Source organism: Rhizobium aureum (genome assembly GCF_030182495.1).
GTDB classification, from domain to species: Bacteria; Pseudomonadota; Alphaproteobacteria; order Rhizobiales; family Rhizobiaceae; genus Rhizobium; species Rhizobium tropici_C.
This window is the reverse complement of the sequence record NZ_JAQJCI010000020.1, coordinates 81,795-107,113: the sequence shown is the minus strand read 5'-3', so window position 1 is coordinate 107,113 and position 25,319 is coordinate 81,795. Positions and strand designations below refer to the sequence as shown.

Here is a 25,319-nt window from a genome sequence, read left to right as displayed (position 1 = left end):
AACCCTTCGGGTTTACGCTGGTGACGCGGGGTGGAGCAGCCCGGTAGCTCGTCAGGCTCATAACCTGAAGGCCGCAGGTTCAAATCCTGCCCCCGCAACCAATTACAAAAAAAGCCCGCTTCAAGCGGGCTTTTTGCGTTCTGCCAACGCCGAAAGCATCCAACCAATCAGCCCCCAGAAAAAAGCCTAACCAAACCACGCTCCACAATACAAAGCCGCCTAACAAAACAATAACCTCCCCAAGCACTAAACAATCGCTGGCCCAAAGCATAAACGCAAATCCCAATCCTAGCGCCGCTCCCACATCGCAGCGCAGGATTGTGGGAATCGGCCATTTCCCCGCCGCGCGGACCACGATGAGGTCGTGAAGCTGCGGGCCGATTCCGCCCTCCCGCACAAGGAAGGTTTCCGTGGCGAGGTCTCGCCATGCGATGCGATCGCACTGCGCCAACGGGTAGGCTTCCCGCATGACGACCATAAGGCGGTCGTGCCAGATGATGCGGGAATGCAGATCGGGGATTTCGTGGGTGCAGGCCATGAAGGCAACGTCAAGCTGGTCTTCCCGCACCATGAACTGTGCGTCTCTTGCTGTGCCTTCGGTGATGTGCAGACCAACGCCAGCATGAAGGCTGCGGAAGCGGTCCAGCAGCCGGTCGCGAAACCCGCCTGATGCGAGAGAATGAACTCCGGTGTGAAGTTCTCCTTCCTCGCCGCGCGCGCATCCCGGCGGTTTTGATGGCACGGTCAAGAATTTCCACGGCATCATCGACCTGATCGACAAAGCGGCGTCCTGTCTCGGTCAGCCGGACGCCGCGTGTCTTTCGGTCGAAGAGGATGATGCCAAGGTCTTGCTCCAATGCCCTGATCCGCAAACTGACACTTGACTGGTTGGTTCCGAGGGCGTGAGCTGCGCCACGAAAGCTAAGATACTCTGCAACAGCGAGCGTCTGAATCAGGGCGACCATCGGGATGCGGCCGCCAGCAATAGTAATTACCCGTTCTTCGCCCAGTGCCTTACTTCGCCGCCCACGCATTCCGTCGCCCTAGGCGCAAATTCTGCGCCCGGTTTCCAAATCGGATCGGATTGAACCTGCGCAGCGCGCCACTGGTGGTACGGTCTTTGACGTTACCCTGAGCCAACAATTCGGCCTCAGGCAAGAGATCGATATTCCTCATAAGCGATCCTGTAGGTTGCGCTCCTTCGCTCGACTTGAGCGAAACCGAGTTCGCCAAGGTGCATCCCCGCAATTAGTAGGTGTTCCGAACTGGCAAGGTCCAGCAGCCTCGTTCGTGTCTCGGCGGCGAGATGTGCATCCTGATCGAACGCAATCGACACGTCGGGCCGCGGAATCTGAATCTCGGGGAAATGGACAATATCTCCCCAAACCAGCAGATTTTGACCGCCGGATTCGAGGCGATATCCGGTGTGCCCCGCGGTATGGCCCGGAAGCGGAACCGCCGACATGCCGAGAAGGACCTCACCGGCATCGAAGGTGCGCAGCCGCTCGCGATAGCCGTCGAATGCCTGACGGGCCACGAGGAAGTTGCCACGGGCGCGTTCGGGCGCACGGTTCAGATTGCTGTCGTCCTGCCAGAACGCGGCTTCCCGACGGTGGACGACAAGTTCGGCATTCGGAAAGACGGCTTCCCCTGAAGCGTCCATCAGCCCTCCAACATGATCAGGATGGGCGTGCGTCAACAGGATCGCGTCGATCTCCGAAGGCTGAATGCCCGCGAGCAGCAAAGTGGTCTTCAATCGGCCGCCCCATTGCTTGAGGCCGCCCGCACCTGCGTCTATCAGAACCGTGCGGCCGCCTCCGCGCACCAGATAGCAGTTGATATGGATCGAGGTATGATCCGCTATCCCTGCTTTTTCCTGCATACGCGAGGCGTCAACCGGGTCGATGTTCGCGAGAAAATCGAAACTGGTATGGAGATAGCCATCACTGACGGCAGTGATCGTCAAGTCACCGATCTGATGGTTGGGTAATACGAGACTAGACATGGTTCTCCTCCAGGCGTCGGCTCAATTTCGTGCGTGGATGCTCGAGGCTTCATAGCCAAAGCAACGGATGCGCGCGGTGAGGTCGGTATTGCGTCTTATGGCGTCGTCCAGCCCCTCCATGAACTGCGCCATGACCGGCTGCGTCCGAAATGGCTCAAGGCGATATCGGATTTCCGCGAAAGCGGGGTGCCCCCGACCGTGCCGGACAGAGACATAGACGATATGCACTTTCTCCAACGCGGCCCGAAGGATGCCGGTGCAAAGTTCGGTGCATTGCTCCGTGAGGCCTACGAGAGCTGCGTCCGGCGGCATCCTGTCCGCAGGAATGTAGATCGTGACATTCGGCATCGGTGCTACCGCGCCTTCCCGACAGCGGCGTTACCGTCGTTCGTCAACTGCGCCGTCATCGGCACATAGACATGGACGCCTTCCGGAAGATGTTCGATGTCAGGCGCATTGCCGCGCTCCACCTTGGCGAGCCAGCGGTGTTCCGGGAACTTCTCCATAGCGACCGCGTGCATCGCATATGGGGTGAGGCCCAGCCGGGTCAGCGGCTCGGGGCCTGCTGCGCTGGACGCCAGATATTCGCCATCGCCAATCGCTGGCGCGCGCTCGACGCCGCCGTAGAGGTTCCGGTGCCAGTCGATGATGTGCTGCTGCCAGCGTGCGAAATTGCCGCCGCCCTTATGGCGATATTCCTCACCCGTCAGAATATCGAGGCCATCAATCGAATGAAGGGCGAGATAGACAGGGCAGCCGGGGCTCAACGCCTTGAAACGCTGCGAAGTATGGAAGCCGCTCACAGAAATGAGCGCTGGCAGTTTGTCCAGGCTGTAAAAGTCGTTCCATTCCGCTTCGCTGGCTGGATCAGCAAAGCTGCATTCTACCGTATAGATCATCGCGCCACCTTCGACCGAAAGCGCAGCGCTTCCGGCTTGTCTATCGTTGATATTTTCTCATGATGGATCGCCAATTCTTGCCTGTATATCGATATTGAATCATGCTTCAGTGATTGAATATCAAGGTGGCAGGGGGGCGAATGCCAAGCCATCCTGTCAGGAGCCGTCATGCGCCGCAAGATTCCCAGCAATTCCGCACTCATGGCGTTCGAGGCGTCCGCTCGTCATGGAAGCTTCGCGCGCGCTGCCGACGAGCTGGCTCTGACCGAAGGGGCGATCAGCCGCCAGATCGCTCGGCTGGAAGCGTTCCTCGGCGTCACGCTGTTCGAGCGGGTCGGCAATCGCGTTCGGCTTCTGCCAAATGGAGAGCGTTATGCGCTTCAGGTTCGCGAGACGCTCGACCGGCTGGAACGAGACAGCCAATACCTAATGGGGCAGCCCAGCGATGGCGCGAGCCTCGACATCGCCACCATCCCGACCTTTGCCACGCGCTGGCTTATTCCACGATTGGCGCGGTTCCGCGAAGTGCACCCGAATATCACCGTGCATCTTGCCGAACGGATGGAGCCTTTTGTGCTTGCCGGAAGCGGTTTCGATGCCGCGATCCATTTCGAGCACCCCGCATGGACGGGAATGAGAACGCATCGCCTGTTGCAAGAGACATTGGTTCCCGTTTGCCATCCGGCTCTTCTCGGTAAAGGCGAAGGCATGGCATCTCTCGATGAACTGCCGCGCCTTCATCGACGCCAGAACGCGGACGTCTGGCAACGCTATGCGCAGGAAACAGGTATCGAGCTAACCAACCCTGCGGTTGGTGCCCGTTACGATCTTCACTCCATGCAAATCGAAGCCGCGTTGGCCGGCCTCGGCGTTGCGCTGGTGCCGCGCCTCTATATCGAAGCCGAATTGGCGGAAGGTCGCTTGGTCGCACCCTGGCCTGATGGCACGTCGATCTCCAAGACCTTCTGCCTCATCCTGCCGGAGCCGATCCGATTGAGTGGGGGACCAATACAAGTGTTCGCAAACTGGCTTATCAAAGAAGCTCGATCGTCAAACCCAATGCTTTGATGTCAGGCAGCGCTGCGATGTGGGGTCCGCTCCGCCCGCCATCGGTTACGTCCGATCCTGCTGCGGTTGAGTCCTTTCATGCGCGTCTGCTGGACGTTCCGCCTCGAACGCCTCTTTCCGCTTTCCGGCCCACAGTTCCCGCGCCCGTTCACCGTCTTCGCTGTTAAGCTTTTCGGCCATTCAGATGAGCGCGCCGAGCATGACGGCGCGATCATCGTTCGTCAGTTCGACAACGCCGGATTTGACGACGAGCCCGCCGAGTTCGATCAGATGGCGCGTCCGCTTTCGTCGCTCGATCTGCCACGTCCGCATGTCAGTTCTGGCCTTCGCCGCCCGATGCCGGTTGCGTGCCGAACGGTCGCGCCTGAGTGCCGCCGCTGTCGCCGTCATTTGCCGGTTGAGATCGGCGTAATTTCCCCCGAAACCATGCTGCTCTTGATTGTCTTCCAGACTTAGTCGTTGCGCTGCAATGGGGTAGAATGGTAGAAGATTGGTTGATTAGGTAGAAGCGGAGCACCTCCACATGAGCCTCAACGTGAAAGATCCCGAAGCGCATCGCCTGGCTCAGGCGATTGCCCATGCGACCGGGCAGAGCATGAGCCGTGTCGTGACCGACGCGCTGCGGGAGCGGTATGCACAAATCGAAAAACAGAGGGGTAGGGCCTCCGTCGAAGAGCTTCTGGCGATCGCTGACAGGGCCGCGGTTCACCTGAAGCGGCCTTACGCCGATCACGCCGAGCTCCTCTATGACGAGGACGGCCTGCCGAAATGATTATCGATACATCCGCCATGGTGGCGATCCTCTACGGTGAACCGGAGGCAGCTGCCTTCACGCGACTGATCCACGATTCCACAGCCAGCCGGATCAGTGTGGCGAACTATCTGGAACTGTCCATGGTGATCGGGAAACAGCTCGGGCCGGAAGGTATGAGGCAGGCCGATGCCTTCTTCCGCCGTGCAGCGATCGATATCGAACCTGTAACAGTTGAACAGGGTCATCTGGCGCGCGAGGCATTCCTCGATTTCGGGAAGGGCCGGCACAAGGCCGGGCTGAATTTCGGCGACTGCTTTGCCTACGCTCTCGCCAAGGATTTCGGAGAACCGTTGCTGTTCAAGGGCAACGACTTCACCGAGACGGATATCCGTTCGGCTACGTGACTTCGTGGCTGATAGCGACCGGATCAACCCCGCGACGTTTCAGGCAATCTCCAATCCGTTTGTGTAGGCGTTTAAGGGCAGGGGACTGTTCCGTGGTTCAGAGCTATGACTGCCGATCCACGGGGTGTTATTTGTAAGCGTATAGGCGACCCCACGTAGCATAGCGGCTCGATATCGCTCATTTTCCGCATGAATCATGCGGGGAATTCTATGAGTGAAGATATGAATCAGGGCCGGACGTTCGTGATTCTGACGGCTGAACCCGTCCGGAAGCGGCGAAAGCCGAAGTTTTGGTCAGATAAGGATAAGGCTCTGATCCTGGAGCAAGCGCTCGTTCCGGGCGCGAACATCTCTGCGGTTGCGCGTGCCCACGACATGGATCCTTCTCAGCTTTTTGGTTGGCGACGCGCGGCACTTGCGTCCGGCGCGGTTCGGCGGCTTGATCAGGCACCCGAAGAGGAGGTGTCTGCGGAGACTGTTGAGTAATTCCTGCGCGGCCCAGACCGGATGCCTACCCACGGCGGCTCGGACGTGCCAGGGCCAAAAATGTCATTGTTATGGTGCCAGCTTTGGTATGTCCCGCGTGAACAATCGCAGGAATGATTAGTTGCGAGCCCCCACAACCAAATTTTCCCATGACAACGATGTATTACCGCCGCTCGATCTGGAGGGTGGCATCGCGTATTCCTGACAATCGCCCCCAGGCCCATATCACGAGAACCTTGACGAACCACATTGGTTCACCAATAATTATAGTGAACCAAAGAAAGTTAGATGCCATGACTGCTGCATTTACTGTGCGGGTTTCGGATGAAACCGCGGACAAGCTTAATCAGATCGCGGAAAAGCTGGATCGCTCCCGCGCGTACATGGCGGCCGAGGCCATCGAGGCGTTTGTTGAACAGCAAGAGTGGCAGCTCGCCGAGATCGAGGCTGGGTTGGCCGAAGCCAACCGGGGTGAATTTGCCAGCGATGATGATGTGGCGAAGGTTGTCGGCAAGTACGTCAAGTCTGCCCGTCAATCATGAGTCGGAAACGCATCCGCTGGACGCTGCGAGCGTTGCGGCGGCTTGATGAGATTGGTGAGTATATCCAGAAAGACGATCCAGACGCTGCTGCGCGTGTTGTCGCGCGGATTGTGTCGGCTGCTGACATACTGGCGGACTTTCCGGCGACGGGACGTGCCGGCCGCATCAAGGGCACCCGTGAAGTGGTGCTCGCGGATATTCCCTACATAATTCCATACCGCGTCAATCAGGACATTGAGATTATCACCGTCATGCATGCTCATCAGCGGTGGCCGCAGACGTTTTGACGCGCCGGATACTTTGACGGAATCGCCCTGAGGATAGGGGCGGGACAACCGCTGTTCATCGCATAGCCCCTGATTAGTCAGTTGCCTCCCGTCCATGTGACAAGCGGCTGTCGTCGGCTTCCGATCGCAAAAGGCTGCGGTGTTTGCCCCGGCCACCTTCCTGTCGTTCTCCGTTACCGGCTGAGCCACGCGGCCGGAACGGTCGGGGTATGCGCCCGGTTTCTGCCGCCGGCAATCGGCTGCCCGCTCCATTCGCTACGCTCCCGTGTTGCCGTTGCCTGCGTCCGCCTTCGGCTCAGAAAACGCGGTCGCCAAAATCCCCCGACCGGCCACGATAGGCGCAGCCGGATAACCAACGGGAGAACCGAACATGAAACCGACCCAAAAGAGCAAACCCGACTACGCCGTCTATGTTGTAGAGGGAGAAGGCGACAAAGCGCATTGGACGAGAGTAGGCGCGGGATGGACACATGTGACGGCGAAGGCATCAACATCACGCTTACAGCCCTGCCGCTCAACGGGCGCTTGACCATCCGCAAGCCGAAAACCGAACAGAACGACGCATAATGCGCCCCGCCGCAACACCATCCTGTACGGCGACTGCATCTCCTTGATGCAGCGCCTGCCGGGCGGGGCCCGGCGAAGGCATTGGTCGCAACCGCCAGAGCCAAAGTGGCGAACGAAATCGTTCTTGCGCTGAGAGACATTAATAACTCCATACGAAACCCATGCGCCACCCGTTGGCTCGCAAGGTCTCTGTTTGCGTTGGAGAACCGGAAACGGTTCCTGCTTCTCTCCCGTGCCGCCCGTCTCGGGAAACGGATCGGTGTTAGGAGATGCAGGTTATTTTGCTCGTCAGAATTGCGGGTACATTGCAGGGTTGTTGAAATATCACAAAATTATCAAGTATTTTTAGATAATTGCGTAGATTTCTTTAACTATATTGTAAGAAAGAGCGCGGCCGCCAATATGCTGAATAGGAATGGGCAGCCGCTGAAGACAGCCCCAAAGGTGTGCAATTTCCGGCGCTTTTGTTTCGGTGGCGATGGTCGCCGGCCATTGAGGATCGAGGCGATCATATTCCTGGGTTTAAAGGCCTATTCGCAGCGCTGGCCGCTTGCGCGGTCGAAGAGATGCAGCGAGCTCGCGTCGAAGCCGAGCCTGAATGTCTGTCCCTCCGCGATCACGGTGCGCGGCGGCAGGCAGGCCATCAGCCGCTGCGAACCCGCCTTCGCGGTCACGATCAGCTCGGGGCCGGTCAACTCTGCCACTTCGCAGATCGTCTCAAGCAAGCCGTGCTCATCAAGACGCAGGGTTTCCGGCCGGATACCGACCACAAGCTGCTGTCCTTGGCTGATGCCAGCTTTCGTCGCTGGCATCGGCAGCGTGATCGAGGTTCCGTCGATGCGGAGCGAACCCTGATCGGCGGTCGCATTCAAAAGGTTCATCGGCGGCGCGCCGACGAAGGTCGCGACATAGAGCGTTGCCGGATGATTGTAGATCTCGTCCGGCGCGCCGAGCTGTTCGATACGGCCGTCGCGCATCACGGCAATGCGGGTCGCGAGCGTCATCGCTTCGATCTGGTCGTGTGTGACATAGACGACGGTGGTCTTCAGCATCTGGTGCAGGCGCTTCAGCTCGGTGCGCATCTCCATGCGCAGCTTGGCGTCGAGATTGGAGAGCGGTTCGTCGAAGAGGAAGACTTCCGGCTTGCGTACCAGCGCCCGGCCAATCGCCACGCGCTGGCGCTGGCCGCCGGAAAGCTGGCTCGGCTTGCGTTCCAGCAGCGCCTCGATCTGCAAAAGCTTCGCCGTCTCGCGCACCGCCTTGTCGCGCTCTGCTGCAGGCACTTTGCGCATTTCGAGGCCGAAGCCGATGTTGCGATGAACGGAGAGGTTCGGATAGAGCGCATAGGACTGGAACACCATGGCGATGTCGCGGTCCTTCGGATGCACGCCGAGCACGGAGCGCTCGCCGATGCGGATATCGCCGCTGGTGGCCTCAGCAAGCCCAGCGATGATGTTCAAAAGCGTGGACTTGCCGCAGCCAGACGAGCCGAGCAGAACCAGGAACTCACCGCTTTCGAGCGAAATATCGATGCCTTTCAGTGTCTCCACTTCGCCGTAGCTCTTGCGGATGTTCTGGATTTCGAGCGCGCTCATTGAACGGCCTCCTCGGATGCTTGGGCCGGGCCGTAGCTGCGCGGCAGTGTGGAAATGGCGCGGGACGCGACCGCGGTCCCCGCCGAAAGGCAGGCCGCAGGCGGCTCGCCGCGGGCAAGGGCGGCCAGGAAGCCGGCATTGAAGACATCGCCGGCGCCGATCGTGTCGACGACAATAACCTTTGGTGCCGCGGCCGAAGCCAGCACGCCGTCGGCATCGATGGCGATCGCACCGTCCGGACCGCGCTTGACGACGAAGATCGCGCCTTCGGGCATCAGGGTATGGAGCGCGCGAGCGGCTTCGGCCGGATCATTCATGCCGGCCAAGGTCGTCGTCTCGACCTCGTTCATGAGCGCTACGCCGCAGCGGGAAAGCCAGCGCCGCGTGGCGTCGCAATTCTCCTTGGTCCAGCCATCGAGCGGCCAACCGGTGTCGAGTGCGACGGTGATCCCGTGCTTGTCAGCCCAGTCGAACAAGGCATCGTAATCCCGCGTGAGATCTTCTGTGAGGAAGGCGCCGCAGAGCAGCGCATAGCCGCCAGCAAGCTTCTCGCCGTTGAGAACCGTAAACACGTCATCGAGATTGAACCTCGGCAGGTGGCCGCGCGTGGTGAAGAACGTACGCTCGCCATCGGGATGGGTGATGCCGACCGAGAGCGTCGTGCTCTCAGGGCTGACAGGCCATTTGCTGCTGCGCGCGCCAAATGCCTCGCTGAGCCAGCGTCCGAACTGATCGCTGCCGACATTGGCCGCGATCTCGTAATCAACGCCGAGGCCCTCCCAGGCAAGCGCGCTATTGCCCGCCTGACCGCCGACGCGCAGTTCGTCATGATCGACGATGATCTCCGTGCCGGCCCTTGGCCATGGCGCCGCCGGTCCGAGGATCAGGTCAATATTGACATTGCCGATGACTGCAAGCGGCTTCATTCATTCGCTCCGGGTGATCTTGGTGGAGCGTATCGGCGTGCCGGCATTCTCCACGCGCTCGTCGGCAAAGGCGATCATCAGCGACTGGGCGACGGGCAGCATCTGGAAGATGGCGGCAAGTCCGGTTTCCGGCTTGAAGCGCAGCGTGACACAGCCGGGCACCGGTTCTTCCTCGGAGCCATCGAAGACGATCACTGGGGCACCCGTCTCGACTGCGGAAACGGCCATGGCCGTTACGAGGTCCGCCGTCGCATCATTGCCCCGGAACAGCACCGCGCCGATCGTGGGGCCAAGCATTTCCATCGGACCATGTCGCAGCTGGCCTCCTTCGAGCGAGAAGCACGGACGGCGGGACAGTTCGGTGAGGCCGAGCGCAAGAGCCTCGGCCACGCCCTGCAGGCGGCGGCCCGAGGTGACGACTGTGGCGACATTGGCGAGTGCTGCGAGCGCAGGCTTAATATCGAGCGTTTCAGGCGTGCGAAGCACGGCGAGCGCAGGCGCCGGATCCTGCCCGAGGGCGGTGAAGATCGCCAGATGCAGCGCGAAGGTGACGGTGAGGCTGCGGGTTGCCGCAAAGGCAAGCTCGGTACCGCCGGCGCCGACAAGAGAAAGCGCGTTTTTTGCAAGAAAGGAGCTGCCCTCCAGCGTCAGGCCGAAAGTATCGGCAGTGCCGCCCGTCTCGTTGAACCAGCGCAGCACTTCGGCGCTTTCACCGGATTGCGAGGTCATGAAGATCGTGCGGCCATCAAGCGACAGCGGCTGGCCGAGCTGTTCGGAGAGCGGCAGGGCGATCGCATCGATGCCGGCGGCGCGATAGAGCGGCTCGACGGCGCGGTTGACAGCATGCGAGCCGCCCATGCCGAGTAGCAAGAGCCTGCCGGTGCGCTTCAGCGAGGCAGCGGCCTTGGCGGCCATATCGCTCGCAGCCTCGAAGGAGGCAAGTGCATCGGCATGCTGGCGGGCCATTTCGCGGTCGATGGCAGCAAGGCCTGCGGGGCGGGTTTTCTCTTGGGTCATGGTCATCCCTTGACGCCGCCATTGGTCAGGCCCGAGATCAGGGCACGTTGCATGACAAGGCCGATCAGCACCGGGGGCAGGGCGGCTAGCACACCGGCAGTCGCGATCAGTCCGTAATCCGAGACACGGCCGCCGGCGAGATCGGCAATGGCGACAGTGAGGGTCTTGGCGCGCTGGTCCGAGGTAAAGAGCAGCGCATAGAAGAATTCATCCCAGGCTAGCAGGAAGGCAAAAAGCGCCGAGGTCGCCATCACGGGCATCGCAAGCGGCAGTGTGATGATTCGCAGCGTCTGGAACAGCCCGGCGCCATCGATCATGGCAGCCGCTTCGATCTCCTTCGGAATGGAATCGAAGCCGGATTTCATCAGCCAGGTCGTGAATGGCGCGAGAATCGTCAGATAGACGAGCACCAGGCCGAAAACGTTGTTGAGCATGCCGAGATGGGCAAGGCCCATATAGAGCGGCACGGCAAGCGCCACCGGCGGCAGCATATAGGTGGCGATGACCATGGAAAGTGACCATCCGACGGACGGCGTGCGCGACACGGCCCAGCCGGCGGGGATAGCGAGCGCGATCGCCGCGATGGTCGCCATGCCTGCGACTTCGATGCTGTTGCGCAGCGACGAGGTGAAGGCGGCACCCTCGCTGTTTTCCAGCGTCGACAGCAGCAGCTTGTAGCGCGAGAAATCCGCCGTCTGCGGCCACCAGCGCAACGGCTTGGCAGCGAGATCGGCAGCCGGCGAAATGCTCATGATGAAGAGCCAGGCGATCGGTGCCAGGATAACGATGGCGAGGAGGAGGGCGCAGACATAGATGAAACAGGTGAAGAGCGGGCTTTGGCGTTCCATCAGGCGGCACTCCCTGCGGTTTTGCGCACTAGGGCGGCATAGGCCGCGGCAAGTAGCGTGACCAGCAGCGTGACGATGAGGGCGAGTGACGCGCCGGACCCCGCTCGCTGGAAGGAGAAAGCCTCCTGATAGACGAGGATCGATAGTGTGCGCGTGCTGTTTGCCGGGCCGCCGCGCGTCATCACCCAGATGATGTCAAAGACCTTGAAGGCCTCGATGGTGCGCAGCACCAGCGCCACCATAAGCGGCCCCACAAGATAGGGAAGGATGACGAAGCGGAAGCGCTTGAAGGGGCCGGCGCCATCAACCAGCGAGGCGGCCGTGATATCACGCGGCACGGCCTGCAGGGCGGCGAGCGCAATCAGCGCCACGAGCGGGAAATTCTTCCAGCAGTCGGCGACGATGAGCGCCGTCAGCGCCGTGCCCGGTTCGCCGAGCCAGGAGCGGTAGGCGTCGATGAGGCCAAGCTGAGTGAGGGCTGCGTTGAGCGCGCCATATTCGGGATTGTAGATCAGCCGCCACAGTGTCGCGTTGACGACGGTCGGCAGCGCCCAGGGCAGGATCATCAGCGCGCGCAGCACGCCGCGGCCCTTGAAATTCTGGTTCAGCAGCAGGGCGGCCAGCACGCCCAGCACCATTTCGGCGGCAACGGAGACGATCGCGAACCAGGCCGTGGTAATCAGGGTGCGCTGGAAATTGGAGTTCGCCAGCATCTTGGTGTAGTTGTCGATACCGACGAAATTGCCGCCGGTTCCCACCAGCTTGGCATCAGTGAAAGAAAGGCCGACCGTGTCGACGAGAGGCCAGCCGATGACGGCGATCATCACCACAAGCAGCGGCAGCATCAAAAGCCAGGCACGAGTTGTCATGGAGGTGCCGGACATGGCAGGCCCCTTCTTTCATTCTTCATGGAGGAGGTAAGAGGCGGGCGGCGATTGGCGCCGCCCGATGAGATTATCAGAGACCGCTATTGTCGGCAGCAGACTTCAACGCATCTTCCGGAGAAGACTGGCCGAGCAGCGATTCCTGGATCGCCTGCTGAAGTGCGGTCGACAGTTCCTGATATTTCGGCGTCGTCGGACGCGGATACATGGCAGCTAGGCCGACCTTTGCGGCCGCAATCAGTTCTTCCTGGCCTTTTGTAACGGCCGGATCGCTATAGGACGAGGCCCAGATCGGCAGGCTGAGCTTCGCATACTGGTTCTGCGTTGCCTGCGAGGTCATGAAGGAGATGTACTTCCACGCCTCGTCGGGATGCTTGCTGGCCGACGTGATGCCGAGACCCATCGAGCCGTTCACCGCGGAAGCCTCGCTCTTGCCGGCAACGCCCGGCGCCGGCACGACGCCGACCTTGCCAGCGACCTTGCTGTCCTTAGGGTCGTTCGCCATGTTGTACATGTAGGTCCAGTTCAGCGCGAAGGCGGCATCGCCGTTTTCGAAGACCTTGCGGACATCCTCTTCGAGGAATTCCTTGGAGTTCGGGTTGGTGAGGCCGGACTTGTAGCTGGTGACCATGTATTTCAGGGCATCGAGGCCGCCGCCGGTTTGGAAGTCCGGCTTGCCGTCCTTGATGAAGTCGCCCTTATAGGCGCTGACGAGCGTGGCGTAGTCGCAGATTGCGGCTTCGGCCTGTGACCAGCTCCAGGCGATCGGGGTGGCGAGAAGACCCTTGTCCTTGATGATCTTGGCCTGTTCGTTCAGTTCGTCCCAGGTCTTCGGCGGCGTCTTGATGCCGGCCTTTTCTAGGATTTCCTTGTTATAGAACAGGTACTTGGTATCGAGGATCCACGGCATGCCATAGTACTTGCCGTCATACTGGACCGTCGTCCATGCACCCGGCAGCACGTTCTTCTTCGTGTCGTCAGAGATGCGCGAGGAAACGTCGACCAGAACCTTGTTGGTCGCGTATTCGGCCGGCCAGATCACATCGAAGAGCACGACGTCGTAGCCGCCGCCGGACCCTTGCGCGAGCACGGTCTTGTCGTGCAGGCCTTCATAAGGGACGAATTCGAGATTGACCTTGATGTCTGGATTGGCCTTGGAGAAGGCATCCGTCATGGCACGCACATCGGCTTCGCTATAGGCAGCCTGCGCCATGAAAAGGGCATTGATCGTGGTTTCGGCAAAGGCGTGCGAGGCGAAGGATACGCCGATCAGCGCTGCGCCGAGCAATGTCTTGTTCAATGATTTCAACATTCCAGCCTCCGGTTTTTGACAGTCACGCGATTTTTCCAATGGCGGCTGACGTCGCCATCAGTTGTCGAGCAGGCAATTGGCCGGGTTGGCTGCCGAGCATCGATCGGCGCGTTTTGGAGCTTCAAGGCTCCCTTGCGTTCCCTGATGAAACTCTGTGGTTTCTTTTAAGTCAATTGTCTTGACTAATTTGTTCTTCAATATTCTATTGCTGTCAAGAGGCAAAAACAGATGAACGATATTCGCCCGATCAGGGCTACCAGCGGAACGAACCACGAGGGCACCAGCGCCCATAACCGGCGGGTGATCATCGATGCCCTGCGGTTGAATGGTGCGCTCTCTCGCGCCGATCTCGCCCGCGCCACCCGCCTGACGAAACAGACTGTCTCCAACATCATGGAGGAGCTGGAAAACGATGGGCTCGTCACATCGAGGGAAACGGTGCGCCGCGGCCGCGGCCAGCCTTCGACGCCCTACAGTCTTGTGCCAGAGGGCGCTTTCGCCATCGGCCTGCAGATCGACCGTCACATCACCCGCGCCATCGCCGTCGATCTCGTCGGCAATGTGCTGATACGCAAGGAAGCGAACCTACCGGCAGGTGGACCGGCGACAGGTACGCCCGTCGTCTTGCAGCTCGTGGAAGACGTGCGCAGCGAATTGAAGGAACGCGTGGCTCAGGCGGAGAAGCGCCTCGTCGGCCTCGGTGCCGCGATGCCGGGTCCGTTCGGAATCGAGCAGGAGGATGCCGACAATCCTTGGATGATGGGTGCCTGGCAGCGCTTTCCGCTGCTGGAAACGCTTTCTGCGGGCACTGGTCTCAACGTCACTCTGCAGAACGACGCCGCGGCCTGCGCGACCGCCGAGCGCATGGTGGGTGCCGCACATGGCCTCGACCATGCCGTCTGCCTCTATGTCGGCTATGGTATCGGTGCCGGGCTCATCCTCGGCGGCGAGCTCTATAGCGGCGCCCATGGCAATGCCGGCGAAATCGGCATGGCGCTGCTGACATCAGGCGGGAGGCAGACCCAGCTGGAGCATCGCGCCTCGCTGGCTTCTCTCTACGATCACCTCGGCGTCGATCCGATGGCGCCTGATATTTATTCGCTGATAGATAAGCGCGCCGCTGCCGACGATCCCGATATCCTTACCTGGATCGAAAGGGCGGCGATCGACCTACGCTGGAGCGTGCAGCTCATCGAAACTATCTTCGATCCGCAGACGGTTATTCTGTGCGGCGGCGCGCCCCCAGCGCTGGCAACGCGGCTGATGGCTGCGATGCAGCCGCTGTTGCCCTCCAATGCCGATCGTCCCGATCGATTGCTGCCGCGCCTGCAGCTCGGCATGACCGATCCTTGGGCAGTGGCGCGCGGTGCGGCGGCGGAGCCGATCGGCCACGCCTTCGATCCGCGTTTCCAGGCGATCTTGAAATCCTAATAGTCAGGGATGTCTCGGGCTGGCGCCGAGGCGCGCGAGCACCTTATTCGGAATGCCGTAGCGCTGGATGACGTCGCGGCCGTTGCGCAGGCCGCAGATCTCGCGATGGATGAACATGGCCCAGACGGCTTGCGCCGCGATATCCACCAGCCGCTCGTGCTCCACGCCCTCTTTGCCCTTGGCCTCGCCCTCCTGCAGCGCGGCAAGCGCTGTCTCCACCTTCATGCCATGATGGCCGAGTGTGCTGGCGCGTTCCGATAGCATCTCATATTCGAGAATGCCGAGGCCGGTTTCTTTGGTTTGCGATGGATTGAAATTGCGTGGCGGGCGAACTGTCATATCGGGCTCCGCATGCTTGATGATCTGTCTCTCTATGGTTTTACACAATCCCAGCCACTTTCCCAAGTCTGAGCCTGTTGCCCGCGTCATCTTAAGGCTGTCCGCATGAATCCGGATATGCCGGGATTTTCGTGACCGTTGGCCGTTTTCGGGTGGTTGCCGACCGTCATTTGAGGTCCAATAGCGACATAAGTGCTCCATCAGAGGCAATCTCGCCCGATGCCACGAGCGCAATTCAAAGAAAGGATATCGGCATGACCAAAGCGCAGAAAAATGCGGAAAAGCAGTATGTCTATCGGATCATCGATTCGCCCGTTGGCGCCTTGAAGCTCGTCGGCAGCGATGATGGGCTTGCCGCGATCCTTTGGGACAATGATCGCCCAGGGCGTGTGCCGTTGCTGATCGTGGCCGAAGACGATAGCCATCCCGTGCTCGTGGAAACCGAGCAGCAGCTCCGCGAATATTTCGCCGGCAAACGACAGGTTTTCGACCTGCCGCTCGATTTTGCCGGAACGGAATTCCAGCAGAAGGTATGGCAGGCCCTGCTCGCCATCCCTTTCGGCGAGACGCGCAGCTACCGCCAGATTGCGACCGAGATCGGCTCGGCTAAGGCGATCCGTGCGGTCGGTGCCGCCAATGGTCGCAACCCGATCTCGATCATCGCACCCTGCCATCGCGTCGTGGGATCGGCCGGTGATTTGCGCGGGTTCGCCGGCGGTCTCGAGCGCAAGGCCTATCTGCTGCGGCTCGAAGGGGCTGATGCGACGACATTCGACTTTGCCGCGTGATCGTTTGATGGTCATTCAGGCAGGCACGAAAAAGCCCATCCAGTCCTCCGGATGGGCTTTTTGTTTCAGCGCTGCTTGACGGCGCCAGACCTATTTCAGCCCTCGAGCCACTTCACCTGTTCCGGCGTCAGCTTGATGTCGAGCGCCGAAAGGCTATCCTCCAGCTCGGCGATCGTACGCGGGCCGATCAGCGGGATGACCGGGAAGGGCTGCGCGACGACATAGGCCAGTGCGATATGGATCGGGTTGCGGCCAAGCTTCTGCGCCAGTTCGATCGCCCTGTCGCGACGACCGAAATTGCGGTCGGAATACCAGACGCGAACCAATTCCTCGTCGTCGCGCTTGTCGCGGCCGGCGCGATCGGTGAAGAAGCCGCGGCCCTGGCTCGACCAGGCGAAGTTCGGGATCTGCTTCGCATTCAGCCAGGCTTTCCACTCATCGTCCGAGGCGGCGATGCAGCCGGCCCAGATCGGGTCGAGCATTTCCGCAAGCGAGAAGTTGTTGGAAAGGGCCGCCGGTGCCGTCTTGCCGTTCTTCTCTGCATAGGCGATCGCCTCGTCGAAGCGGGCGCGCGTCCAGTTCGAGCCACCGAAGATGCCGCGGATGCGGCCGGCCTTCACCTCGGCATCCATGGCATCGACGAACTCGCCGACCGGAACGTCGGTATTGTCGCGATGCATGAAGTAGATGTCGACATAGTCGGTCTTCAGGCGGTTGAGGGATTGGTCGAGCTGCTTGGCGATCACATCCGGATAGCAGAGCGGCGAATGCGCACCCTTGCCGATCAGCACGATCTCCTCGCGCGGCACGTTGCGGCTGGTGTGCCAGTCGCCGAAGATGCTCTCCGTCTTGCCGCCACCATAGACATAGGCCGTGTCGAAGGCATTGCCGCCAGCTTCATAGAAGGCGTCGAGCGTCAGCGAGGCGGCTGCGAAATTCGGGAAGAATTCGAAGCCGAGCGTGACGATCGATGCCGGCTTTGAGATACCCGGAATGCTGCGCTTCGGAATGCTGTTGCCCTTGGTGACGGTCGCGCCGGCGATGTTCTTCGTCCGTTTTGCTGCCTTCTCGACGCTATATTCCAGGCCGATCGACGTGCGCCATTGGTCGAGCACCTTGAGGTTTCCGATCGAATCGGCCCAGCTGATGCCGGGATATGCGAATTCCTTGTTTCCGGCGCGGATGGCATCGCCGGCCGCATCGACCTCGAAAGAATAGAGCCAGCGATCTTCCTTGACCTCGATCGTCTCTGTCTCGCCACCCTTGATGACGTCGATCTTGCCGATGCCGCCCTTGTGGCCTGAGGCGAACCAGAAGTCCTTGACTTCGATACGGCCTTCGGAGCCGATGATGCGCAGCGTGTTGTCCTGGTTCGCCATGATCGAGCAGGACACTTCGGCAATAACGTTGTTCGGGAACTTCAGGACGGCGGAAGCCCATTCGTCGACACCGGTCTGGCCGAGGTGGCCGACGCCCGAGACTTTTTCCGGATCGAGGAACGGCTTGCCATCGACCGCACCGGCGATCAGGCGGGCCATAGAGACCGGATAGCCGCCGACATCGAGAATGCCGCCGCCGGCCGTCTCATTGGCAAACAGCCGGTGATCCGGATTGACCTTGCCCATATTGAAACCAAAGGATGAGCGGATGATGCGCAAGTCGCCGATCACGCCGCTCTTGACGAGTTCGATCAGTTTCGCCGTCTGCGGATGGACGCGATACATGAAGGCTTCGCCGGCGAAGACACCGGCCTTCTTGGCTTCATAGTAGATGGCTTCCGCATCGAAAGCGGAAAGCGCGATCGGCTTTTCAACGAGCACATGCTTGCCGGCACGGATCGCCTTGATTGCCCATTCGGCATGGCCGGTGTGCGGCGTAGCGATATAGACGGCGTCGATTTCCTTGTCGGCGAGCAGGGCTTCATAACCGCTAACGATGCGCGCGCCCGGGAAACCGTCGCCGAGACCTGGCTTGTCCGGGTTGCGGCTGGCGATGGCCACCAGCTTGCCGCTGCGGGAATGGGCGATACCATCGGCAAAAGTCTGCGCGATCCTGCCGGGGCCGATAATGCCCCAGCGGATTGGTGTCTCAGTGGTCATGGAACGATCCTTTCCTAAATCTGCATGCTGTCTTGGGGGAATGGGAAGCGCCTACCGCAATCGGTTGCCGGCGCTGTCGAACAGGAATGTCTTGGCGGCCGCCAGCGCCACGGTGAGCTTGTCGCGGTTGCCCGTGTTGCGGGACTCCTCGCGCTCAATGACGATCTGCTCGCCGCCTTCGATATTGGCGTAGATATAGCTGGTGTTGCCGAGATGCTCGGCGACATCGACGTCGACGATCATGTCGACCTCCCCGCGCCCGCCTTCGAGGAAATGCTCCGGGCGAACGCCGAGTGTCACCGGCTGGCCGATCTCGAGCTTGGCGGAGGTGATCGGCAGCGTCAGGCGCACATTGCGCTGGCCCTTGAGCACCACGGCGATGCGGCTGGGTTGGTTATCCGTAACCTCGGCCTGCAGAAAGTTCATCTTAGGCGAGCCGACGAAACCGGCAACGAACTGGTTTGCCGGGTCGTCATAGAGATCGAGCGGCGCGCCCACCTGTTCGATATTGCCGCCGCGCAGCACGACGATCTTGTCAGCGAGCGTCATGGCTTCGGTCTGGTCGTGTGTGACGTAGATCATCGTCGTGCCGAGCTTCTTGTGAAGGCGCGAGATTTCGACGCGCATCTGCACGCGCAGCTCGGCGTCGAGGTTGGAGAGCGGCTCGTCGAACAGGAAGATCTGCGGCTCGCGCACGATGGCGCGGCCGATGGCGACGCGCTGGCGCTGGCCACCGGAAAGCTGTTTCGGCCGGCGCTGCATCAGTTCGGTGATCTGCAGGATCTCGGCCGCCTGCTTGACGCGGCGGTCGGTGTCGGCCTTGGGATTGCCGTTCATCCGCAGGCCGAAATTGAGGTTCTGCTCGACGGTCAGGTGCGGGTAGAGGGCATAGGACTGGAAGACCATGGCGATGCCGCGGTCGGCCGGCTCCATGTCGTTGACCACGCGCCCGCCGATCTTCAGTTCGCCGCCGGAAATATCCTCCAGCCCGGCAATCATGCGCAGCAGTGTGGACTTGCCGCATCCGGACGGTCCGACGAAGACGACGAACTCGCCGTCCTTCACCTCGAGATTGGCGCCGTGGATGATTTCCAGCGAACCGTAGCGTTTGACGATATTGGTGAGAGAAAGTTCAGCCATACGGATCTCCCGGAATTATTTGATTGCGCCGGCGGCAATGCCGGCGATGAAGTGGCGTTGCAGGAGAACGAAGACCACCAGGATTGGCGCCGTCAGCATCACGGCACCGGCCATGATGCCGCCCCAGGAGACCCTGGTGAGGCCGATCAGCGTTCCGAGCGCCACGGGTGCCGTCATCATCCCAGGCCGGGAGTTAATGAGCAGCGGCCAGAGATAGTTGTTCCAGGAGGCCAGGAATAGGATGATGGCGAGTGCTGCCATCGTCGGCCTTGCAAGCGGCAGGGCGATGCGCAGGAAAATCTGCCACTCCTTGACGCCCTCGACGCGGGCGGCATCAAAGAGCTCGCCCGGCATCATTGAGAAGGCCTGGCGCATGAAGAGCACGCCGAGCGAGTTGAAGAGCGGTGGTACGATCAGCGCGACCCATGAGTTGGCCAGCCCGAAATCGCGCGCCACCATGATGAATTGCGGGATGACGACAACGGAGTAGGGCAGGGTGATCGTGCCGAGGATGATGCCGATGACGCCGGAACGGCCGGCGAACTGGTAACGCGCCAGAGCCCATCCGGCCATCGATGTCAGCAGCACCGAAAGGAAGGTGTAGGTGACCGCAACGACGATGGAGATCGTCATCGCGCCGACGAAGTTGGTGTCGGCCTGTAGGTTTCGGAAGTTGTCCATGAAACCCGTCGACGGTGTCAGGATGATGCCGGGGCTGAAAATGCCGTAATCGGGCATGGTCGAAAAGACGAACATCATCCAGAGCGGAAACAGCCAGATGATGGCGAGCGGCGCCAGCAGGCCGTGCAAGGCGATCGAGCGGATCAGAGTGGATCTGGATTTTGATTTCATTTTGGTTCGCGCCCTACCCAGAGATTGAGGAGAGAGATGGCTACCGCAAGCGCCGCCATCGTATAGGCGATCGCGGAGGCATAGCCGAAGTTGGTCGACTGGAAAGCCTGGCGATACAGCAACAGGCCGAGCGTTTCCGTCCCGCCGCCGGGGCCTCCTCTGTTGGTAATCAGATATGGCTCGGTGAAGAGCTGCATGGTGCCGATGACGGACAGGACAACGCAGAACAGAATGATCGGCTTCAGGAGCGGCAGGGTGATGTGGATGAACTGCTTGAAGCGGCTGACGCGATCGAGGGTTGCAGCCTCGTAAACATCCTCTGGGATCGATTGCAGCCCGGACAGGATGATGATGGCGTTGTAACCCGCCCAGCGCCAGGTGACGGCGATAACGATGAGCACCATGGCGGCGTGGGAGTCGGCGAACCACGACACCGGCGCGATGCTGACACTGCCGAGCAGCTTGTTGATGATGCCAAAATCGACGTTGAACATCAGGCGAAAGACCGCGGCATAGGCCACTTCTCCAACGACGACGGGCGCGAAGAAAGCAAAGCGAAAAATGCCGCGTGCCTTCAACAGCGATGAATTCAGCAGCACCGCCATGACCGTGGCGAGCGTGATCATGACCGGCACCTGGACGATCAGGATGATCAGCGTATTTTCAAGCGCGTTGTAGAATGCCGGATCGCCGAACAGCCGCCCCCAATTGAGCGACAGATTGAAGGTCCACGGATTGACCCGGGTATTCTGGAACGAGATCAGGAACGAATCGATGATCGGCCAGACCCAGAAAGCGGCGAATACCAGAAGATAGGGTGCAAGGAACGCGTAGGCGCTCCGGTTTCGCAACCGCATGAAAGCCTTCTCCTTTATACGCAGGAAAATGATGCGTAACATCGCATCCCCGCCGCCCTAGAACGTGACGCCGAAAAGTGTAGGCGGTTTTCGGACGACGTCACGCTCTACGTCTTTGATTCTAGGGCGGCGGGGAGGCCGGGCGCGGCTTGGGAAGCACGCCCGGCGGTGTCACTCATTTCGCGATCGGCAGACCCGTCGCCGAAGCGATCTGCTGAGCCGCATCGTCGAGCGCAGCCTTGCCATTCGGATATCCGCCGGCAAGATATTTCGTCTGGACAGCCTTTATGACTTCGTCGGCATCACTGAAATACTGAGTGCCTGGGCTCGGGCGGATCTTCGGCAGGGTTGCGAGGATATCGGCCCAGACCTTTTGACCGCCCCAATAGGGCTGCGGCTGATTGACGAAGGGATCCTGGACCGCGGTCAGCAGCGACGGCACGAGGCCGAAGGATTTCAGCATAGTCACCTGGCCCTCATTGGTGCCAAGCGTGTATTCGAGGAATTTCCAGGCGGCTTCCTTGTTCTTCGAGCCGCTGGCGATGGCGAGTGACGAGCCGCCGAGATTGGCCGCATGCGGACCGTCGGCCGTCATGCTCGGCATCGGGTAGACACCCCATTTGCCAGCAAGATCCGGCGAGGTGGAGCGGACGGTGCCTTCATACCAGCCGCCATAGAGCTGCGATGCCACCTTGCTTGCCGTGTTCGCCTGAATTTTCTCGTTCCAGTTCGCCGCGCTCATCAGGCCGGCGTCTTTGATCTCCTTCACCTTGTCCAGAGCCTTGACGCAGGCCGGTTGGTTGACGGTGATGCTCTGGCTGTCATACGAGAAATAGCCGCAGCCCTGTTCATTGGCGAGCATGCGGAACCATTCGGTGTCGCCGTTGAGATCGGCCTGCGTCATGATCACGCCCGGATTGGCGGCGGAGATCTTTTTGCCGGCGGCTATGAAATCGTCCCAGGTCTTGATCGTTGCCGGATCGACGCCTGCCTTTTCATACATGTCGCGGCGATAGAACATGGTGACCGGACCGGAATCCCACGGCATCGCGTAGGCGGCATCGCCGACTTCAAGCTCCGCGCGTTTGAAATCCGGGAACTGCTTCTTCAGTTGATCGTTGTAGCCAAGCTTCGTCAGGTCGGTCAGGCAGTCCGGAAAGCGATTCCAGAAGATCGAAGCCTTGTGGTTTTCGATCGACATGACATCAGGCAGGCCATCGCCGCCGGCAGCGCAAGCAGCCAGCATCTTGTCGAAGACCTGCGGATTGCCGATGTCTTGAACCTCGACCTTGATATCAGGATTTTTCTTGTTGAATCCCTCGACAGTGGACTTCAGCGCCGACGCGGCGATGTTCCAGCTCCAAACAGTGATAGTGGTTTGCTCAGCAAAGGCAGAACCGGAAGCGAGCAGGGCAGCAAGTGCCGTCGCTCCAGCAAGTTTTAAACGCATTGAAAATCCTCCCTTTTCAATTGCCGTCCTCAGTAGAACACGCTTAAACTATCCGCCGGTACGCTTCTGTCTCCTAAAAAGGGAACATCGACTTGGCGAAAAGTAAGGTGGGTCAAAGGGCGGTTTATCAGCCGGGTGCGAGCAGTGTCGAAGGGCTCCCAAACGTCCTGCAGATGTTTCATAACCACCCGTTGCCGATGGCAAAGCCGCATTGGCACGCACAGGTGGAAGTCAATTACATCGTCCGCGGAACCGTGCATTACCGCATCGGCGATCACGAGCTTACTTTGAGAGCGGGCGAGATCTGCCTTTTCTGGGGCGGTCAGCCGCATCTGTTGGACGAACTGTCGGAGGATGCGATCTATGCCGGCGCGCATCTGCCGCTTGTCCATTTCTTCCGCCTGCGGCTGCCGCTCGATATCTCCGGCCGCCTCATTCGCGGACAGACCCTGATTAGCTCGGCGACCGATGCCGCCGATGATGAGAACTTCGCGCGGTGGCACCGCTATGTCATGTCCGAAGACGGCGCCAAGGCAGAACATGCCGTCGCGGAACTCCTCCTGCGTCTGGAGCGCATCGCCTTCGAGCCCTATCGTATGGTGCCGGAAAAGCCGGCGAATCCGGTGAATGAGCAGGCTCATCCGCAATCCTCGCGCAGCCTGGCGCGCATGTGTGATTTCATCGCCGAAAATTTCCTGCATGACATCGATACGGTCGATATTGCCAAGGCAGCGAATCTCCATCCGAAATACGCCATGAACCTCTTCAAGAAATCGACAGGCATGACGCTGGCGAAATATGTGAGCCTGCTGCGCCTTTCGCGCGCCCAGGCGATGCTGATGCGCGACGGCGCCAATGTGCTGCAGGTCGCGATGGACAGTGGTTTCGGCTCGATCAGCGCTTTCAACAAATCCTTCCGCCATATTGCCGGGATGACGCCCTCCGATTTCCGGCGCGACATGCGCGTGCTCTCCGCAGTGAAAGTAGAGGCCATCAAACCTTCGATGCCGCGGCCGTCGCAGCAATATCATCGCTAGAGAGGCTTGCGGTCACGCATGATCTCGCGCATTGCTCCTGACCGATGAGGGAGGAGGATCTCATGCGGCAGTTTTCGGCTTGTATCGAGTGGTTGTTTGCGCGCGACGGTGATGCTTTTGCCGATCGTATCCGGCTGGCGTATGCGGCCGGGCTCGATGCGGTCGAGTTCTGGCGTTGGACGGACAAGGATCTCGATGCGATCGCCGCTGCCGCAGCCGAGACCGGCATTGCCGTCTCGAGCATCGTCGCCGAGCCGATGATCGCTCTCACGAATCCGGCAAACAAGGAAGCATGGCTGAAGGGGTTGCGGGAGTCCGCTGCTGTCGCCCAACGTCTCGGCGCACCGGTTCTGATTGCGCAGGCCGGCGACGATCTGCCGGAGTTTTCGCGTGCCGAGCAGCGGGCGGCCATCGTCGCTGCTCTCAGCGCCGGTGCCGATATTCTCGAAGGGTCCGCCGTCCGGCTCGGCGTCGAGCCGCTGAACACGAGGATAGACCATCCCGGCTATTATCTGTCCTCGACCATGGAAGGCCTCGATATCGTCGATGAGGTCGGTCGCCCGGAAATCGGCATCGTCTACGATCTCTATCATTCGGCCGTCATGGGCGAGGATACGCGTGAGGTCGTCGGCGATCGCATCGACCGCATCGTCCATATCCATATCGCCGATCATCCCGGCCGTAACGACCCCGGCACCGGCCATATCGATCTGGCGAAGCGGCTGGATTGGCTGTACGCCCAAGGCTATCGGGGCAGGGTGGGTCTGGAATACAAGCCGGCGATGCAAGATCCGGCGGCCGTTCGCGCGGTCGTGAAATCGCTCGGCGGCTAGACCGGCTCCATCATGCCGAAGACGGCGACCAGCCCGATGACGACAATGCCTATGACGATCTCTGCGATGCTTCCAAGCCGGAGCGCCTGCAGAGCGCGGCTATGGTTACGGCCGCTCCAGGGAACGAAGACATAGCGATTGACGATCGCCACCACCGCCATGACGGCGACCAGCGCGATCTTGATGGCAAGCAGCTTCTGATAGGGCGACGACCAGTCCGTCGGTAGCCGTTTCAGGATCAGCATCACGTTGACGACGCCGGAGATGATGACGAGCGCGACGGCGACATGCCCAGCACTGGAGAAACGACGCAGCGCCAGCAGCGCTTCCGTCCGGCAATCCGCTCGGTCGAGAAGCCGCAGAATGGGGATCAGCGGCACGAGCGCTCCCAGCCAGCCGCCGGCGGTCAGCACATGCAGGACATCGTTGGCACGATGCACCTGCCGCAGCCAGCCTTCCAGCATCGAGGCGTGCCCGGTCAAGGAAAGGAAGGCAAGCCCCAGGCCCGAACCCAGCGCCAGCCCGCGCCGCCGCCAGCTTTCCGGCAGCAGGAAGGCGCCGGCCATGACTGCGGCCGCAACTGCCTGTGCCTGCCAGGCCAGGCCGACTGTGGTCTCGAAAAGCACGTCATGAATCATGCCGGCATCTAGCGCATCGCCCCATCCATTGCCGAGATTCGCCATGGTTATGGGGAGTGCCGCCAGCACCGTCACGGCCGTAATGGCGGTCGCTGCGACGAACATCCTTGCGGACAGGCGCCAGACGGCGTCGGCCAGCGTTTTCGGCACGAGCAGGCAGAGATAGGCGCTCGCACCCCATAGAAGCACCAGCGACGCATCGTGAAGAAAGCGGCAGAGTTGGAGCGCTGTCGTCGGATCCATCAGGGCTTCACGATAAGT

The 25,319-nt window shown here is 60.6% G+C and carries 26 protein-coding genes, 1 tRNA gene and 2 pseudogenes; 11 read left to right on the top strand and 18 right to left on the bottom strand.

Annotation, left to right across the window (positions count from 1 at the left end; translation table 11 throughout):
• Nucleotides 1-24 precede the first annotated feature (24 nt).
• A tRNA-Met gene (locus tag PH552_RS29170) sits at nucleotides 25-101 on the top strand.
• Here PH552_RS29170 and PH552_RS29165 read toward each other — a convergent pair.
• From PH552_RS29165 to PH552_RS29155, 4 genes and pseudogenes are all read right to left on the bottom strand, one after another.
• Nucleotides 80-781 carry a LysR substrate-binding domain-containing protein gene (locus PH552_RS29165; RefSeq protein WP_285166488.1) on the bottom strand — a complete coding sequence of 234 codons (702 nt, stop codon included), beginning with the start codon at nucleotides 779-781 and terminating at the stop codon, nucleotides 80-82. The two genes, PH552_RS29170 and PH552_RS29165, sit on opposite strands and share 22 nt — an antisense overlap.
• Nucleotides 782-845: 64 nt before the next feature.
• Nucleotides 846-965: pseudogene (locus tag PH552_RS33790) on the bottom strand (helix-turn-helix domain-containing protein); the annotation flags it as partial.
• Nucleotides 966-1,150: 185 nt separating this feature from the next.
• Nucleotides 1,151-2,005, bottom strand: coding sequence for an MBL fold metallo-hydrolase (locus PH552_RS29160; RefSeq protein WP_113251455.1), 855 nt, complete (start codon nucleotides 2,003-2,005; stop codon nucleotides 1,151-1,153).
• Nucleotides 2,006-2,358: 353 nt separating this feature from the next.
• Nucleotides 2,359-2,904 carry a sugar ABC transporter gene (locus tag PH552_RS29155; RefSeq protein ID WP_112340031.1) on the bottom strand — a complete coding sequence of 182 codons (546 nt, stop codon included), beginning with the start codon at nucleotides 2,902-2,904 and terminating at the stop codon, nucleotides 2,359-2,361.
• 168 nt (nucleotides 2,905-3,072) lie between these two features.
• Here PH552_RS29155 and PH552_RS29150 point away from each other — a divergent pair, with 168 nt between their 5' ends.
• A complete protein-coding gene (locus PH552_RS29150; protein ID WP_112340032.1) occupies nucleotides 3,073-3,972 on the top strand; it encodes a LysR substrate-binding domain-containing protein in 900 nt (299 codons plus the stop codon).
• A 45-nt stretch (nucleotides 3,973-4,017) separates the two neighbouring features.
• Here the strand turns inward: PH552_RS29150 and PH552_RS29145 are convergent.
• Nucleotides 4,018-4,284, bottom strand: a pseudogene (locus PH552_RS29145) (conjugal transfer protein TraD).
• 211 nt (nucleotides 4,285-4,495) lie between these two features.
• Between PH552_RS29145 and PH552_RS29140 the strand changes: the two are divergent.
• The 5 genes from PH552_RS29140 to PH552_RS29120 all read left to right on the top strand — a co-directional run bounded on the left by PH552_RS29140 (nucleotide 4,496) and on the right by PH552_RS29120 (nucleotide 6,445).
• Nucleotides 4,496-4,744, top strand: coding sequence for a type II toxin-antitoxin system VapB family antitoxin (locus PH552_RS29140; protein WP_112340033.1), 249 nt, complete (start codon nucleotides 4,496-4,498; stop codon nucleotides 4,742-4,744).
• Nucleotides 4,741-5,130, top strand: coding sequence for a type II toxin-antitoxin system VapC family toxin (locus tag PH552_RS29135; protein WP_285166487.1), 390 nt, complete (start codon nucleotides 4,741-4,743; stop codon nucleotides 5,128-5,130). Before PH552_RS29140 ends, PH552_RS29135 begins: the two co-directional genes overlap by 4 nt.
• Before the next feature lie 210 nt (nucleotides 5,131-5,340).
• Nucleotides 5,341-5,616: a transposase gene (locus PH552_RS29130; RefSeq protein WP_112340035.1), complete on the top strand. Its 276-nt coding sequence runs from the start codon at nucleotides 5,341-5,343 to the stop codon at nucleotides 5,614-5,616.
• A 293-nt stretch (nucleotides 5,617-5,909) separates the two neighbouring features.
• The gene (locus tag PH552_RS29125; RefSeq protein ID WP_112340116.1) at nucleotides 5,910-6,158 is read left to right on the top strand and encodes a CopG family ribbon-helix-helix protein; all 249 of its coding nucleotides are present in this window, start codon (nucleotides 5,910-5,912) and stop codon (nucleotides 6,156-6,158) included.
• Nucleotides 6,155-6,445 (top strand): type II toxin-antitoxin system RelE/ParE family toxin, encoded by a 291-nt coding sequence (locus PH552_RS29120; RefSeq protein WP_112340036.1) that lies wholly within the window; start codon nucleotides 6,155-6,157, stop codon nucleotides 6,443-6,445. Before PH552_RS29125 ends, PH552_RS29120 begins: the two co-directional genes overlap by 4 nt.
• A 1,097-nt stretch (nucleotides 6,446-7,542) precedes the next feature.
• Here the strand turns inward: PH552_RS29120 and PH552_RS29115 are convergent.
• From PH552_RS29115 to PH552_RS29090, 6 genes are all read right to left on the bottom strand, one after another.
• A complete protein-coding gene (locus PH552_RS29115) occupies nucleotides 7,543-8,607 on the bottom strand; it encodes an ABC transporter ATP-binding protein (protein WP_112340038.1) in 1,065 nt (354 codons plus the stop codon).
• On the bottom strand, nucleotides 8,604-9,533 hold the full coding sequence (locus tag PH552_RS29110; RefSeq protein WP_112340039.1) for a PfkB family carbohydrate kinase: 930 nt from the start codon (nucleotides 9,531-9,533) through the stop codon (nucleotides 8,604-8,606). Before PH552_RS29110 ends, PH552_RS29115 begins: the two co-directional genes overlap by 4 nt.
• The gene (locus PH552_RS29105) at nucleotides 9,534-10,556 is read right to left on the bottom strand and encodes an SIS domain-containing protein (protein WP_112340040.1); all 1,023 of its coding nucleotides are present in this window, start codon (nucleotides 10,554-10,556) and stop codon (nucleotides 9,534-9,536) included.
• On the bottom strand, nucleotides 10,553-11,398 hold the full coding sequence (locus PH552_RS29100) for a carbohydrate ABC transporter permease (RefSeq protein WP_112340041.1): 846 nt from the start codon (nucleotides 11,396-11,398) through the stop codon (nucleotides 10,553-10,555). Before PH552_RS29100 ends, PH552_RS29105 begins: the two co-directional genes overlap by 4 nt.
• On the bottom strand, nucleotides 11,398-12,282 hold the full coding sequence (locus PH552_RS29095) for a carbohydrate ABC transporter permease (protein WP_112340042.1): 885 nt from the start codon (nucleotides 12,280-12,282) through the stop codon (nucleotides 11,398-11,400). The genes PH552_RS29100 and PH552_RS29095 overlap by 1 nt, the downstream gene beginning before the upstream one ends.
• 73 nt (nucleotides 12,283-12,355) lie before the next feature.
• Nucleotides 12,356-13,594 (bottom strand): extracellular solute-binding protein, encoded by a 1,239-nt coding sequence (locus PH552_RS29090; protein WP_112340043.1) that lies wholly within the window; start codon nucleotides 13,592-13,594, stop codon nucleotides 12,356-12,358.
• Nucleotides 13,595-13,822: 228 nt separating this feature from the next.
• Here PH552_RS29090 and PH552_RS29085 point away from each other — a divergent pair, with 228 nt between their 5' ends.
• Nucleotides 13,823-15,025, top strand: a complete 1,203-nt coding sequence (locus PH552_RS29085; RefSeq protein WP_112340044.1) for an ROK family transcriptional regulator — start codon at nucleotides 13,823-13,825, stop codon at nucleotides 15,023-15,025.
• Between the two features lie 3 nt (nucleotides 15,026-15,028).
• On the opposite strand, the gene PH552_RS29080 is transcribed toward PH552_RS29085, so the two are convergent.
• Entirely contained in the window at nucleotides 15,029-15,364 is a 336-nt protein-coding gene (locus tag PH552_RS29080; RefSeq protein ID WP_112340045.1) for a DUF6665 family protein, read from the bottom strand.
• Between the two features lie 254 nt (nucleotides 15,365-15,618).
• Here PH552_RS29080 and PH552_RS29075 point away from each other — a divergent pair, with 254 nt between their 5' ends.
• Nucleotides 15,619-16,152: a methylated-DNA--[protein]-cysteine S-methyltransferase gene (locus PH552_RS29075; RefSeq protein ID WP_112340046.1), complete on the top strand. Its 534-nt coding sequence runs from the start codon at nucleotides 15,619-15,621 to the stop codon at nucleotides 16,150-16,152.
• 95 nt (nucleotides 16,153-16,247) lie between these two features.
• Here PH552_RS29075 and PH552_RS29070 read toward each other — a convergent pair whose 3' ends face one another.
• From PH552_RS29070 to PH552_RS29050, 5 genes are all read right to left on the bottom strand, one after another.
• On the bottom strand, nucleotides 16,248-18,251 hold the full coding sequence (locus tag PH552_RS29070; protein ID WP_112340047.1) for an aldo/keto reductase: 2,004 nt from the start codon (nucleotides 18,249-18,251) through the stop codon (nucleotides 16,248-16,250).
• A gap of 51 nt (nucleotides 18,252-18,302) precedes the next feature.
• Nucleotides 18,303-19,391: an ABC transporter ATP-binding protein gene (locus PH552_RS29065; protein ID WP_112340048.1), complete on the bottom strand. Its 1,089-nt coding sequence runs from the start codon at nucleotides 19,389-19,391 to the stop codon at nucleotides 18,303-18,305.
• A gap of 15 nt (nucleotides 19,392-19,406) precedes the next feature.
• On the bottom strand, nucleotides 19,407-20,243 hold the full coding sequence (locus tag PH552_RS29060; RefSeq protein ID WP_112340049.1) for a carbohydrate ABC transporter permease: 837 nt from the start codon (nucleotides 20,241-20,243) through the stop codon (nucleotides 19,407-19,409).
• Entirely contained in the window at nucleotides 20,240-21,100 is an 861-nt protein-coding gene (locus PH552_RS29055; protein WP_285166486.1) for a carbohydrate ABC transporter permease, read from the bottom strand. The genes PH552_RS29060 and PH552_RS29055 overlap by 4 nt, the downstream gene beginning before the upstream one ends.
• 175 nt (nucleotides 21,101-21,275) lie before the next feature.
• On the bottom strand, nucleotides 21,276-22,550 hold the full coding sequence (locus PH552_RS29050) for an ABC transporter substrate-binding protein (RefSeq protein ID WP_112340050.1): 1,275 nt from the start codon (nucleotides 22,548-22,550) through the stop codon (nucleotides 21,276-21,278).
• 86 nt (nucleotides 22,551-22,636) lie between these two features.
• Here PH552_RS29050 and PH552_RS29045 point away from each other — a divergent pair, with 86 nt between their 5' ends.
• Together PH552_RS29045 and PH552_RS29040 are read left to right on the top strand one after the other, a co-directional pair.
• Nucleotides 22,637-23,587 carry a helix-turn-helix domain-containing protein gene (locus PH552_RS29045; protein ID WP_245430232.1) on the top strand — a complete coding sequence of 317 codons (951 nt, stop codon included), beginning with the start codon at nucleotides 22,637-22,639 and terminating at the stop codon, nucleotides 23,585-23,587.
• Between the two features lie 62 nt (nucleotides 23,588-23,649).
• Nucleotides 23,650-24,420, top strand: a complete 771-nt coding sequence (locus tag PH552_RS29040) for a TIM barrel protein (protein ID WP_285166485.1) — start codon at nucleotides 23,650-23,652, stop codon at nucleotides 24,418-24,420.
• On the opposite strand, the gene copD is transcribed toward PH552_RS29040, so the two are convergent.
• Nucleotides 24,417-25,301: a copper homeostasis membrane protein CopD gene (copD, locus tag PH552_RS29035; RefSeq protein ID WP_285166484.1), complete on the bottom strand. Its 885-nt coding sequence runs from the start codon at nucleotides 25,299-25,301 to the stop codon at nucleotides 24,417-24,419. The genes PH552_RS29040 and copD overlap by 4 nt on opposite strands.
• Nucleotides 25,302-25,319: the final 18 nt, after the last annotated feature.

Coding starts and splice junctions, on each gene's coding strand:
- PH552_RS29160 (WP_113251455.1), bottom strand. CDS start 2,005: ATGTCTAGTCTCGTATTACCCAACCATCAGATCGGTGACTTGACGATC.
- PH552_RS29115 (WP_112340038.1), bottom strand. CDS start 8,607: ATGAGCGCGCTCGAAATCCAGAACATCCGCAAGAGCTACGGCGAAGTG.
- PH552_RS29130 (WP_112340035.1), top strand. CDS start 5,341: ATGAGTGAAGATATGAATCAGGGCCGGACGTTCGTGATTCTGACGGCT.
- PH552_RS29150 (WP_112340032.1), top strand. CDS start 3,073: ATGCGCCGCAAGATTCCCAGCAATTCCGCACTCATGGCGTTCGAGGCG.
- PH552_RS29095 (WP_112340042.1), bottom strand. CDS start 12,282: ATGTCCGGCACCTCCATGACAACTCGTGCCTGGCTTTTGATGCTGCCG.
- PH552_RS29040 (WP_285166485.1), top strand. CDS start 23,650: ATGCGGCAGTTTTCGGCTTGTATCGAGTGGTTGTTTGCGCGCGACGGT.
- PH552_RS29050 (WP_112340050.1), bottom strand. CDS start 22,550: ATGCGTTTAAAACTTGCTGGAGCGACGGCACTTGCTGCCCTGCTCGCT.
- PH552_RS29085 (WP_112340044.1), top strand. CDS start 13,823: ATGAACGATATTCGCCCGATCAGGGCTACCAGCGGAACGAACCACGAG.
- PH552_RS29105 (WP_112340040.1), bottom strand. CDS start 10,556: ATGACCATGACCCAAGAGAAAACCCGCCCCGCAGGCCTTGCTGCCATC.
- PH552_RS29055 (WP_285166486.1), bottom strand. CDS start 21,100: ATGCGGTTGCGAAACCGGAGCGCCTACGCGTTCCTTGCACCCTATCTT.
- PH552_RS29120 (WP_112340036.1), top strand. CDS start 6,155: ATGAGTCGGAAACGCATCCGCTGGACGCTGCGAGCGTTGCGGCGGCTT.
- PH552_RS29075 (WP_112340046.1), top strand. CDS start 15,619: ATGACCAAAGCGCAGAAAAATGCGGAAAAGCAGTATGTCTATCGGATC.
- PH552_RS29100 (WP_112340041.1), bottom strand. CDS start 11,398: ATGGAACGCCAAAGCCCGCTCTTCACCTGTTTCATCTATGTCTGCGCC.
- PH552_RS29070 (WP_112340047.1), bottom strand. CDS start 18,251: ATGACCACTGAGACACCAATCCGCTGGGGCATTATCGGCCCCGGCAGG.
- PH552_RS29140 (WP_112340033.1), top strand. CDS start 4,496: ATGAGCCTCAACGTGAAAGATCCCGAAGCGCATCGCCTGGCTCAGGCG.
- PH552_RS29090 (WP_112340043.1), bottom strand. CDS start 13,594: ATGTTGAAATCATTGAACAAGACATTGCTCGGCGCAGCGCTGATCGGC.
- PH552_RS29135 (WP_285166487.1), top strand. CDS start 4,741: ATGATTATCGATACATCCGCCATGGTGGCGATCCTCTACGGTGAACCG.
- PH552_RS29155 (WP_112340031.1), bottom strand. CDS start 2,904: ATGATCTATACGGTAGAATGCAGCTTTGCTGATCCAGCCAGCGAAGCG.
- PH552_RS29065 (WP_112340048.1), bottom strand. CDS start 19,391: ATGGCTGAACTTTCTCTCACCAATATCGTCAAACGCTACGGTTCGCTG.
- PH552_RS29080 (WP_112340045.1), bottom strand. CDS start 15,364: ATGACAGTTCGCCCGCCACGCAATTTCAATCCATCGCAAACCAAAGAA.
- PH552_RS29125 (WP_112340116.1), top strand. CDS start 5,910: ATGACTGCTGCATTTACTGTGCGGGTTTCGGATGAAACCGCGGACAAG.
- copD (WP_285166484.1), bottom strand. CDS start 25,301: ATGGATCCGACGACAGCGCTCCAACTCTGCCGCTTTCTTCACGATGCG.
- PH552_RS29110 (WP_112340039.1), bottom strand. CDS start 9,533: ATGAAGCCGCTTGCAGTCATCGGCAATGTCAATATTGACCTGATCCTC.
- PH552_RS29060 (WP_112340049.1), bottom strand. CDS start 20,243: ATGAAATCAAAATCCAGATCCACTCTGATCCGCTCGATCGCCTTGCAC.